Annotated in this window: 9 protein-coding genes and 1 pseudogene; 8 read left to right on the top strand and 2 right to left on the bottom strand. The window is 36.4% G+C overall.

Annotated elements, in window-relative coordinates:
- Window position 1: 1 nt before the first annotated feature.
- Window positions 2–2,776, bottom strand: a complete 2,775-nt coding sequence (locus BN3107_RS14940; RefSeq protein WP_058308437.1) for a glycoside hydrolase family 2 protein — start codon at window positions 2,774–2,776, stop codon at window positions 2–4.
- A 195-nt stretch (window positions 2,777–2,971) separates the two neighbouring features.
- On the opposite strand from BN3107_RS14940, the gene BN3107_RS14935 reads away from it, so the two are divergent.
- Window positions 2,972–4,234: an ROK family transcriptional regulator gene (locus BN3107_RS14935; RefSeq protein ID WP_058308436.1), complete on the top strand. Its 1,263-nt coding sequence runs from the start codon at window positions 2,972–2,974 to the stop codon at window positions 4,232–4,234.
- 36 nt (window positions 4,235–4,270) lie between these two features.
- Here BN3107_RS14935 and BN3107_RS14930 read toward each other — a convergent pair whose 3' ends face one another.
- The gene (locus BN3107_RS14930; RefSeq protein ID WP_058308435.1) at window positions 4,271–4,711 is read right to left on the bottom strand and encodes a YtoQ family protein; all 441 of its coding nucleotides are present in this window, start codon (window positions 4,709–4,711) and stop codon (window positions 4,271–4,273) included.
- 156 nt (window positions 4,712–4,867) lie between these two features.
- Between BN3107_RS14930 and BN3107_RS14925 the strand changes: the two genes are divergently transcribed.
- From BN3107_RS14925 to BN3107_RS14900, 7 genes and pseudogenes are all read left to right on the top strand, one after another.
- A complete protein-coding gene (locus BN3107_RS14925; RefSeq protein ID WP_058308434.1) occupies window positions 4,868–5,101 on the top strand; it encodes a TM2 domain-containing protein in 234 nt (77 codons plus the stop codon).
- Between the two features lie 6 nt (window positions 5,102–5,107).
- Window positions 5,108–5,230 (top strand): hypothetical protein, encoded by a 123-nt coding sequence (locus BN3107_RS20280; protein ID WP_148434746.1) that lies wholly within the window; start codon window positions 5,108–5,110, stop codon window positions 5,228–5,230.
- 193 nt (window positions 5,231–5,423) lie between these two features.
- Window positions 5,424–6,786: pseudogene (locus tag BN3107_RS14920) on the top strand (IS4 family transposase).
- A gap of 361 nt (window positions 6,787–7,147) precedes the next feature.
- Window positions 7,148–8,017 carry a nucleotide exchange factor GrpE gene (locus tag BN3107_RS14915; protein WP_058308433.1) on the top strand — a complete coding sequence of 290 codons (870 nt, stop codon included), beginning with the start codon at window positions 7,148–7,150 and terminating at the stop codon, window positions 8,015–8,017.
- 21 nt (window positions 8,018–8,038) lie between these two features.
- Window positions 8,039–9,769, top strand: coding sequence for an Hsp70 family protein (locus BN3107_RS14910; RefSeq protein ID WP_058308432.1), 1,731 nt, complete (start codon window positions 8,039–8,041; stop codon window positions 9,767–9,769).
- A 16-nt stretch (window positions 9,770–9,785) separates the two neighbouring features.
- Window positions 9,786–10,976 (top strand): tetratricopeptide repeat protein, encoded by a 1,191-nt coding sequence (locus BN3107_RS14905; RefSeq protein ID WP_058308431.1) that lies wholly within the window; start codon window positions 9,786–9,788, stop codon window positions 10,974–10,976.
- Window positions 10,977–12,104 (top strand): tetratricopeptide repeat protein, encoded by a 1,128-nt coding sequence (locus BN3107_RS14900; RefSeq protein ID WP_058308430.1) that lies wholly within the window; start codon window positions 10,977–10,979, stop codon window positions 12,102–12,104.

The following is a 12,104-nucleotide window of genomic DNA, read 5'->3' as shown; positions in this document are numbered from 1 at the left end:
CTTAACGATGGACAATAGCCGTTACTTTAAAAATGCCTAACAATTCGCTCATTGTCAGTTCTGCAGTTGGCTGAAACTGTTTGCTGTTCAAATAATCAATAATTTCAAGCAATAAAGTCTGGGTTTCTGGTCGCTTCAAATCTGCCGGTTCTTTGGTATTTAGGCTTGTAACAAATAATTTCCCGCGTCCAACCTTTGCTTCAAACATATAGGTTAGTCTTTTTAATCGGTTAAAGTTGTCGATCACTTCTATAATGGGCTTAATTTGTGGAACACTGTCGATATTCAATGCGCCTGTTTGATTGACTAGGTGAAACCATTGCCAATTGGAAAAAGCATCATGTGGGAATCTTTGTAATACTGGATGTTGATGAATTTTCATTCCCATTGTTGTTCCTTGTTGCTCAGGAAACCATAAGTAATTCCAAAAGGTTGGTAAGTATCTTGTTAAAATTTCATCCTGTTGATTTTCTGACATTAACCAAACCGTTCCTCCATCGACAACATGTTGGATCACATCTCGAGATAATTGATCCGAAATGACAAGATCAACATTGGGGTCTTTTTGAAAACTGTGTTGGTTAATCCCTATCTTATCTTCAAATCGAGCACCGTACAGGACAGAACGTAATGTTGGGATATTGGTCCAAATTCTGTCGATATTATCGGGAAGCAAAGGTCTCGGATAGATCCAATAATCCCAGTTATTTGTTGCTAATGCTTCATTATTCTGAGTCAAATTCAGATGAAATGTAAGAGGTTTTGCACTGTCTGTTTCTAATGGTATTTGAATAATTTCTATCGGTTGTAAGCCTTGACCTGTTAAATGAATGTTATTGATTTCACCAGATCGAACTACTTTATTTTCGTCGGTCAATTGCCATTCTAAAGTCAAATTCTCGATTGATTTACCAAAATACGATACATCGACTTGAGCTGTCAAAGTCTCCTTATCATAAAATGTTCTTTTATCGCTTCTAGCTAATAGAACAATATCGTTACTAAACTGTCGAAAAGCTTTTTCTGAAATAATCCCTTTGGAATCCCAAAACACGTCCAAAATACCGACAGTGGCATGTCCTTGACCAGGGAAGTCTCTGATATCTAGTAATTGAATCCCTGCTAGTCCTGGTGTCCTACGCGCTTTTTCAAAGGTTTCCTTCAATCCACGTGCGAGATGATTTCCAGTAGCTTCGATAAATTCATCTACTCTTGATTGTAGTCCTTTCTTTTCAATAGATGCATTAATCGTATCCAGCCAGTGTGGTTCTAAGATGCCTTTGTATTTCTTTTCTTCCTCTGGACGGGCATACATTGTGAATTGTCCATGCTCATGAGCGATTAATGGTTTATTCTCAAGCTTGGTTACTTCACGATAATCTGTCGTAGTGTCAGGTCCTGCTGCATCATTAATATGATAAGGTGGATGCCAATTTAATGTTGGAATATAGAAATCTCCTGCACGATCATGTCCAGGCAATTCACCAAACCCTGTATTATCGGTATAGAGCCTAGAAACATCAATTGTTTTTGCGTATTCCACTAACTCATTTAGTTGTGGATGCCCCTCCTGGCTAATCAATTCATTGCCCATTGCTAACATGACGAATGATGGGTGATGATAAAGTTTTTTTAGTATAATTTCCAACTCTTTTTTGTAAAAGGTGTGAACGTCTTCAGGCGCATCAAGATCTCGCTCACGATAGTAGACACTCCACTGTGGCAACTCTGTTTGAACAAGCATGCCTTCTTCATCAGCCGCTTCCCAAAATGGCTCAGGAGGTGTCCAGCCATGTAAGCGTACATGATTGAAACCGTACCTTTTTGCTGTTTGAAACTGCATATGGTAATGCTCTTTATCCCGAACTGGATAGCCTGTTTGTGGAAAAACACAACAATCGACATAGCCATTTAAAAAAACAGGTGTGTCATTGATGAGAAACTGTTGATCTTTTGTTGAAAAAGAGCGAACACCGAATCGGATTTCTTCCGTCTGGATTATTTGTTGATTGTCAATGAGTTCTACCTGATAGAAGTATAAATTCGGATGTTCAGGTGACCAGTTTTCTAATTTCTCGTTCGTGTGAAGTTTTAGTATTGTTTGTTGGTTAATTAATTCTGCTTCTGCTGTCAGGATGATTGAATCTTTTACGTCCTTTACCGTCTGTTTAATGGTAACTGGCTGATTTGGCTCCTCTTTTAAGTTAATGATAGCTTGTAAGGTCGCTTGATTAGCCTCGACTTTAACATTTTGGATTCCATTTTGAGGCTTGGCAATAAGTTCTATACCACCTGTAATTCCGCCCCAATTGGTTGCAGTATGATAGGAATGTATGTGACTTTCCTGCAGATCCATTTGCATACGATTGTCTACTTTAATAGAGACGCGATTTTTCGTACCTGGTTGAACCGGTTTGGTAATATCATATACATGCGGAACACTTAAACGATTGCTTTCTGATATTTGCGTACCATTAATCCAAAGCTCTGTATGCCAACGAGCACCATTGATATGTAATTGTAAGTCGTGATCTTTAAAGTGTTCTGGTACTTTTATTTCTTTGGAGTACCATGCGATTCCTTCATATTCTCGTTTCTTTTTCCACGTCCCAATTGGAAAGTGATCGGAAGCGTCTCCAAATCCTTGTTCTTCAATGGAGCCAGGTATTTGGATGGTATCAGTAAATATTTCAGGTACCTTGACTTCGTTAGTTTGTTCTGGTGTTAATTTAAATGACCATTCGCCGTTTAGGTTGAGTGTGGTTTGATTAGACAATGGAATTCTCCTTTTCATGATTGTAATCGGTTTCTTTTATTATAGTAAAGTCACTTTAATAAAGTCAAATTATTTTTGCGAATATTTGTGTTTATTCTAATGAAGAGGGACTTGATTATTTAAAATAATTTTAATAAACTTGTATTTAGTAAACTTACTTTAATAAGATAATGTAAGAATTTAGGGAGATGCAAAATGTACAATACCACACAGCGAATCAGTAAAGACATGATGAAACAATATAATCAAAAATTAATTTTGCGTATTTTAATGAAAAATGGTGCTACTTCTAAGTCTACTTTGGCGAAACAAACAGGACTTACATTACCAGCAATTGCAGATATTGTAGATAAGTTAGAAAACTATCAATTAATAAAAAATATCGGAGCATCAAAAACAGATAGAGGTAGATTCCCAACTCTATATGATATCGAAGAAAAAACCTTAAAAGTTATAGGTGTGGGAATTACTTCTAAGCATATTACAATAGGCATTTATAATCTCAAGGGGGAAAAGTTGGTTCACCAATCTGAAGATTTGCCCCATAATACATCACCAGAACCTCTGATTAATAAGATCACTTTAGTAATTAACCATCTATTACAAAAAAAGGGATTTCACCGTTCCGAATTTTTAGGTATTGGTGTGGGGATGCATGGAATTGTAGACTATCAGAAGGGTGTCGCGATTTATCCACCTCATCTAGACTGGGAAAACGTACCGATTAAAGAACAGTTAGAGAGAGCCATCGATTTACCAGTTTTGGTTGATAATGATTGTAACGCCTTAACTTTGGCCGAATCCTGGTTTGGGGACGCGAAAGAAGAGAACTCATTTATTGTTGTGAATGTGGACTACGGTATCGGTGCAGGTATTATGATTGATCGTAAAATATTTCATGGTATTGATTTTGGTGCCGGTCAGATTGGGCATACAATAGTGGATGGTGATGGACCGTTATGTACATGTGGTAATTATGGTTGTCTGGAGGCACTCGCAAGTGAAGCATCAATTTTGGAACAGATACAGAAAAAAATGAAGAAGGGTTTTCCTACAATATTGCATGACGTAAGAGAGGTACCTGATGACATCATGATCTCAGATGTGTATGAAGCTTTAATTAAGGGGGATGCCCTAGTATTGAATGTGGTAGAAGAAGCTGCTAGATATGTAGGAATTGCTGTTTCTACTTTAGTAAATATTATTAATCCTGAAAAGATCATTTTAACGGGAAGCCTAATAAGTAATGCTTCAAAAGAAACGTATTCTTCTCTCGTCGATTCTTTTGCCAAACATGCTTTAAAAACAAATACGAAAAAATTAGAAGTTGTGAAATCTAATTTAATGGATCATACGATCGCACTAGGCGCTGCAAGTCAGTGGATAAACGAACTCTTATTAGGAAGCTTGTCTTTGAAACGGGAGATGGGTATAAATACATTATCTCAAAATATGTAAAAAGGAAGTCAGCCTAATTAACTGACTTCCCTTTTTTTATTCGAAAATATATGAAATTACTTCTATTGCTTGCTCCACTGTTTCCACTGTCACATTCGCTTTGTTCGATAATTCTTTAAGCGGATGGATAAGAGATTCTGGTCTAACAATAATAGTTGGCTTGTTTAGAGCTAATGCAGTACTAGCGTCCATTGCCGTGTTCCACTGTTTATATTTTTCACCGAAAAGAGCAATGACGATATCAGATTTTTGCATAAGCACCTGTGTTCTCAAATTGTTAATGGCCGAAGCAGCATCATCTTTAAACACATTACCGGGTTGTTCACCTAAAATATCTTCCCCGACATTATCTGAGCGAGCATGGTCTGTTTGTGGACCAACAAATTCTAACGATAGTTTCTTGTGATTTGCTTTTTCTTCCACCTCTTTACGCCAGTCATCATGTATTTGTCCTGCTAAGTAGACGGTTAAGTTCATTATCATCTCTCCCTTGACTGTAAGTATTAACTATCATTTTACCATGTTGTAAACGTTTGTAGTAGTCCCTAGATCCAGTAAAAACAGTGGCTCATTGCTTTTTGTAATTAGTAATATTATACTATTATCATCTGAAAACAAAGGGAGGTTAGTAATGTGAAAGAAAGAAATATTGCTGTTGCCTACATATTATGGTTTTTCTTTGGACAGATTGGTGTCCATCGCTTTTATACAGGACGAATTGGAAGTGGAATTGCTCAACTATTACTGGGAGCAATTGGTTGGTTTACAGTCTGGATTCTCATCGGTTGGATTCCATTAGTTGTTTTATGGATCTGGTTGATAGTGGATATATTTTTGATTCCAAGTATGTGTCGAAATCCGCGATAAAGACTTGTGGTCATAGTGGTGGGACCATTAGTTACTCGTATTTATTGCGAATTATTGATCGTCGTGTTCAAGATGCATGATGCACTGCAAACGATTAAACATAATACAACAGTAAAAACAAAAAGTTAAAGTCAGTTATCTGAATAAGTAAAAAGCTCAACTTTCGCAGCTAGAAAAAAGCATTAAATATAACTAGCTGTAAAGCATGTCACTGTTTAAATATGGTCATTGACAATCGAAATAGGTATAAAAAAACACCTCAACTTTTGGTATAGTGTAATTGACTAGAAAACACTACCAATACAGAAGAGGTGTCTCCTATATGATAGCGAATAATGACCAAAATAATCAACTACCAAATGAACTTTCTTCCATCTTTAAAGAATTAAACGTGTATAAGCATCTTAGAAAAGCTGGTATTACAAAGTCTGTCGGCTTTACTTGTGCCTATCTTATTCATTATATGATTTTTAGTTGATTTTGATAATAAGAACTGGTATCAAGTACTTCAAAGTAACAAAGCGAATGATTGTCCAGAGAAGAATGCCGTCTATCGCTTTTTAAACAAATCTACCTTTGCTTGGAGAAGGTTTTTATTATTTCTAAGCGCTCATACCATTGGAAAAGTAACCAACTTAACGCGTCATGATCGCCCCAAAGTATTGATTGTAGATGATTCTTCGTATGATCGTAACCGCAGTAAATCGGTTGAATTATTAGCTCGCTGTTTTGACCATGCATCCCAAAAAATGCGCTTTTATAAAGGGTTTCGTATGCTTACGCTTGGTTGGTCAGATGGTGCCACATTCATTCCAGTGGACTTTTCTTTATTAAGCTCGAAGAAAAGCCAAATTAATGGCATATCATCAAAAGTTGATAAACGTAGTTCCGGTTATAAACGCAGAGTAGAAGCATTACAAACCGCACCTGAGCAAATACCAGGTATGGTGGAACGCGCGATGAATGCCGGTATCGATGCTTCCTATGTGCTGATGGACTCTTGGTTCACGTATCAGCCTCTCGTTAAGGAGATAAAAGAGCAAGGACTCGATGTCATTGGCATGGTAAAGAACTTGAAACAGCGTTACCTTGTGAATGGCCAACGTGTAAGCTTAAAGGAACTATATCGTTTTGCGAAACCAACAGATGGAAAGAAAGGCATTCTTCGTTCGATTCATACCACACAAGCGAATGGCGTTCCTATTAAAGTTGTCTTTGTTCGTAATCGAAATAAAAAGAGTGAATGGTTAGCTATTCTAAGCACCGATTGTACACTTAGTGATCAAGAAATCATTCGTATTTATGGGATGCGATGGGACATTGAAGTTTTTTTCAAAACAACAAAATCTCTCTTAAAACTTCAAAAAGAGTTCCAAAGTCGTTCGTATGACGGCTTAATTAGTCATACGACCATCGTATTCACACGATATATTGTTCTCTCGTGGCAAAACCGATGTAGCACAGACGAGCGAACACTTGGCGGCATGTTTTATGAATTATGTGATGAAGTTAGTGATCTCGATTGGGCTGTGGCACTTCAGCAGTTGATCGAGCTTCTTGAAGATGCCTTGAAAATGAGCAACAAAAAGGTACAAAAATTAATCAAAAGTCAAGTCCAACAATGGATTGCAGGCTTACCCAGCTATATCAGGGCTTACCTGCCTATTTCAGTGTGCGAAAGTTGAGTAAAAAGCAAGTAAATATTTTATCGTTAAGAAGAAAGCTATCCAACTATACATAATAGTTAGGTAGCTTTTTTGTACGTTAAGAAAGAATATAATTTTTAGCGATGAAGGAGTTCGACAAAGGAAATGTTGAATGTACAAAATATAAGAAAAACTTTGTCGCTCACTAAAGAATTAGGATATAGCTAAATTTTTTTATGAGAAATATCAAAGTGTAGTATAGAACACTTATAATCACTGTTTCATCCCTCTGTTACTAAATGAGTAAAATTTACCTATAAAATATTCTTAATATTCTACACTTTTTGTCGAAAATGTACTAATATAGTAATATATACTCAATTGGTTTGGAGGTGTTGTAGTGAATGAGGGTGATAAATTCTTACATGAAATACTCCCAATTTTAGATGAAGAGCAAGGAGAAACAATAAAAAAAGTCCTGCATACGGAGAAAAAATCATTGCCGCAGTACGTGATGTTAACTCTAAAATGGAATTTTTACATAAGTTACAAATCCTATTATGTTTTATTTAATCAATTGATCGATTTATCTGAATCCCAAATGAGTTGGACAGAAGAGATTAGAACGCTAACTAATAAATTTATGGATAAATATAAAAATGAGAAAGTAGGGGAAGTGAATTTGGAAACATATCAAAAACATTTAGAAGATGAATTGTTAAACTTGTCTCCTATTCTAATCGAAGAGGAGCTTGAAGATCCTAAGACAGATACCGATCTAATAAGCAAGTTTGATACCATCAGAGATGAAGTAAAAAAAGGGAATCACGTTAATTTTAAATTATTGCAGGAGATACAGTTGCATATTGATGAAAAATTAGGACAACAGGAATTAGAGCAAGAATCCTCAATGGAGGAAGTTCATCAACAAGTCAATCAATATGTGGACCTTTTGTTAGAAGTATTTGATCTGCTTGATTTGATAAAAATCAATGCTGAACAAAAGCAAGATAGCTCATGGTTAGAGGAAGTGTCAAAAGTTGTCGATAAGGCTATCCACTTACTTGAGGAATATGGAATAGAAGAAGTACCAGTGATTGGGGAACCATTCGATGGCTCCATCATGGAAGGTATAGGAACTGTTAGCTTAGAAGAAGTGGAAGCCTCTAATTTGCAAAAGTATGAAGTGTATTCGGTTTTCCAAAGAGGCTTTCGATATCAACATAATCAATCATTAATCAGAAGAGCAAAAGTAATTACAATCTACTAAGAGAAAAAGGACGGGATCATCATGGCGATCATAGGAATTGATTTAGGGACAACAAATTCAGCAGTTGCTTACATAAAAAATGAAAAACCTGAGATTATTGAAAACAGAGAAGGCGGGAGAACCACTCCATCGGTATTTCACGTGACAAAGGATGGACAGATTGTTGTCGGAAACTCGGCAAAATCAGCGATTGTCAGTATGCCTGATCATGTTGTCACAGAAGTAAAACGTTTTATGGGAACGGATGAAAAACTAAACGTAGCAGGAGAAGTTTATCGTCCTGAAGAAATTTCAGCTAATATTTTAAAAGAATTAAAATTAAGTGCGGAAGATAAATTAGGAGAAGAAGTAACAGAGGCTGTGATTACCGTACCTGCTTATTTTTCTGATTCCCAGCGAAAAGCCACGCAAAAGGCAGGAGAATTAGCTGGTTTAAAAGTGGATCGTATCATTAATGAACCAACAGCAGCCGCAATTGCGTATGGTTTAGATAATATGGACAAAGAACAATACATATTGGTATATGACTTAGGTGGAGGTACTTTTGATGTATCGGTTGTCGAATTATTTGAAGGCGTTGTCGATGTAAAAGCAAGTGGTGGTAACAATACGTTAGGTGGTATGGACTTTGACCAACGAATTGTTGATTATATCGTAGAAGAATTTGAAAAAATGCATGGGATTAACCTTTTGCATGACGGATCTCAACAAGAGATTGTATTAAGAAAAAATCGTTTGAAAGAAGAAGCAGAACGGGTTAAGAAATTACTTTCTACTCAAGTATCAGTCAATATTTCGGTACCTATGATTCTATTAAAAGACGGCATGCCATTATCAGTAGATTTAGAGCTTAGCAGAATCGATTTTGAAAAAATGGTCGATGATTTATTGAGTTCCACATTAGTAGAAGTTGATAAAGTATTAGAAGACACTGGTATTGGTATCGATCAGATTGACGAAGTGTTATTGGTAGGGGGATCAACTAGAATTCCGAGTGTACAAGAGTTAGTTGAAAGAAAATTTAATAAATCACCACGCAAGGATATTAATCCAGATGAAGCGGTAGCACTTGGTGCAGCGATTCAAGTGGGGATAAAGAATGAAACGATTTCTTCACAAAATGGACTTGTCGTCACAGATGTTGCTCCATATAATTTAGGAATTGAAATTATTAAAGTAATTGGTGGCCAAAAAGTACCTGGATATTTTGATATTATTATTAATCGTAACTCGACGATTCCAAAATCAGAGACAAAGTACTATCATACGGTAGAAGATCATCAAACCTCTTTTAATATTCAAGTTTTCCAAGGAGATGCGGAAAAGACAATCGACAATACTTTCCTGGGAAATATTGAGATAAATGATGTGCCAGCAAATCCTGCTGGTCAAGAAGGTATTGAAATTACGTTCCATTATGATATTAACGGTAACTTGAAAGTAACGGCAAAACTTACCAGTACAGGTAAAACGGTAAATGCAGAAATTAATAATAACGGTGTAATGAGTGACTTGGAAGTAAGTCAGTCGAAAAGGAAAATGGAACAAGCATGGGATCAGTCAGAATTGTATAAAGAGGTAAAGGCGGTTATGTATCGTGCAGAAAAAGTGAGGGATGAGCTGGATTCCAATCAACAAGCTAGTCTTGATGCGATTATGAATAATCTAAAAGGCGCCCTTTCTCAAAATGATGCCCAACCAGTGAAAAAATATGAAGAACAATTGACCGATTATTTAATGGAAGTTGTGTAAAGGATGTAAAGAACCTATGGATACGATCAAAGAAAACTACAGACTAGCATTACACTATATAGGTGAAAAAGATTATCTTCGGGCAAAAAAATTGCTCGAAGATATCGCGATTCATTACCCTAATTCACAGGTAATGTGGGCATTAGCATTAGTAGAGGCAATGACTGGTAACCCTTTTCAGGCAAAAAGACTACTTCGTTCTGTAAGTCCTGAAGTGATCCCACAAGCAAAAAATTTACAGGAAAAAATTGAGCATCAAATCCCAGAGTATAAGCTATTATTTTCAAGTTATAATGATGGAATTGAAAAGGTGAAAAAGGGTCAATATCTCGAAGCTTTACAAGATTTTTCAGATGCTTTTGACAAAGGTAAGGACTTGCCTTTACCAGTTGCTATTTATAAAGGATATTTACTTAGTTTGATGCATTCAGGAGATCAGAAGAAAGCATTTGATTTATATCGCATCGCGCCATTATATATCCAACAATCGATTGATTTGAGTCGATACAGGAGTGCAGAAAAACCAAAGAAAAGCTCTCGTCGCTGGATTATGGTAGCTGCATTCGTGACAGTACTGATGATAGGGCTCTTTGTTGGAAGTAAAGCTTTTCCTGATACGAAAGAGATCCCTGTAGTAGCAGAAGATAATGAAACTGCCCAAGAAGAGGAAGAGTTTTTATCTGAACAAAGTGATACAATTGCAACTTTAGAATCAAAGCTGGACGAACAGATGGCTACATATGAAATGTTAGAAGAAGAGTATAACGAAATGGAAGAACGTATCGGTTTTGTAGCGGATGCTGAAGATATTAACGCGATCGCCAGTAATGAAGCATATCAACAAGGATTACAAGCATATCAGCAAGGAGATTATCAAAATGCTGCAATATTATTAGAAAAATCTTATAGATATGATGACCAGCAATATTTCTCAGATGATGCGAGATATTATCAGATTCAAGCATTCCAGCGGGCAGGGCAATCAATAGAAGAAGAAATTTTCGCTTTTATTACATCAACGAATAGTCATTTTCAAACGTCGCCATATCGCGATGATTTGATGTTACAATTGGCGGAATTATCGATCGACAAAGGTAAGGTTGAACAGGCAACCGAGTTATTACGGGAAATTGTTGACACATTTCCTCAGCAATGGACGGCTATCAGTGCTCAAACTCACTTAAATAAATTGTTGGAGGAAGAGTAAATGGGGGAACAGAATTTATATGAGGTATTAGGAGTCGATGAAAATGGCTCACAAACAGATATCAAAAGAGCGTATTATCGTCAAATACGAATTTATACGAATGAAAAACACCCTGAGAAGTTCCAGGAGTTAAATCAGGCTTATGAAACACTTTTTGACGAAGGAAAAAGGCAAGAATATGACCGAATGATACAAGATGGTGGAAGGTATGAAACGGCGGCGAATCAAGTTGTTGAACATATCAATAACCAGAATTATTATAGGGCAGCGCAACTTCTAGAAGAGATGCTACAGGATTACCCAGATGATCCAACGGTTAAATTTAAGCTGGCAGATGTATATATATCGTTGGAAAGGTTTCAGGATGCTAAGAGGTTGGGTGCAGATCTGATATTGGAAGACCCCAATTCAGAAGAGTATCGTCTTTTGATGCGTCAAATTTATTTTCATTTAGGGGATGCGTATAAAGAAGAAGTACAGCTCAAAAAACTGATCCAACTTAATTTAAACGAACGAAATTATCATTTATTACTATCACATCTATATACCGAGCGGGATCAGTATGACGAATCGATTAGAGTGATCGAAGAAGGACTATTAGTAACACCAAATGGTATCGAAGACTACTTTTTATTATCGGAATTATACTTTTTAGCATTTTTAAATCAAGATGAATTCTTACGGAAAAACACGCTTAAAAAGATGCGTCAGCTACCTAATAATGAAGAAGAAAAGCAACAGGTGATGGCATTTATCATGAATAATTGTGATAATGTCGACCAAAACCATCCTGCGCTGCCAGACTTAGTACGACTTGTGGAAAAGATGAATCACCCTTCCTATGATGAAGTGGAGGATTGGCTCAATGAGCGTCAACATTTATTAAACAATAATCAAGAGCACCAGCCGTCTAATTATCAGGAGGAAGTAACCGAAGATTTACGCGGTTCCATTTTAGGATCAATTATTGTCGGTATCATCTTTTCGTTCATTGCTACTCCAATTGTTGGTATTATCGTCGGATTTGTATATTACTTTTATGCGGAGAGAATTAAACAAATTCTCGGATGTCTTATTCTAATCATCATTGCAGTTGCGGTGATAGCGTTGTTCTTGTCAGGATTATAA

This window comes from Gracilibacillus massiliensis, assembly GCF_001458115.1.
Taxonomy (GTDB): domain Bacteria; phylum Bacillota; class Bacilli; order Bacillales; family Amphibacillaceae; genus Gracilibacillus; species Gracilibacillus massiliensis.
Note: the sequence above shows the minus strand (reverse complement) of the source record. Positions and strands in the feature narration are given on the sequence as shown.

Bases quoted from the DNA above. Each gene is read 5' to 3' on its own strand.
- BN3107_RS14900 (WP_058308430.1), top strand. From the start codon at position 10,977: ATGGGGGAACAGAATTTATATGAGGTATTAGGAGTCGATGAAAATGGC.
- BN3107_RS14910 (WP_058308432.1), top strand. From the start codon at position 8,039: ATGGCGATCATAGGAATTGATTTAGGGACAACAAATTCAGCAGTTGCT.
- BN3107_RS14935 (WP_058308436.1), top strand. From the start codon at position 2,972: ATGTACAATACCACACAGCGAATCAGTAAAGACATGATGAAACAATAT.
- BN3107_RS14930 (WP_058308435.1), bottom strand. From the start codon at position 4,711: ATGAACTTAACCGTCTACTTAGCAGGACAAATACATGATGACTGGCGT.
- BN3107_RS14905 (WP_058308431.1), top strand. From the start codon at position 9,786: ATGGATACGATCAAAGAAAACTACAGACTAGCATTACACTATATAGGT.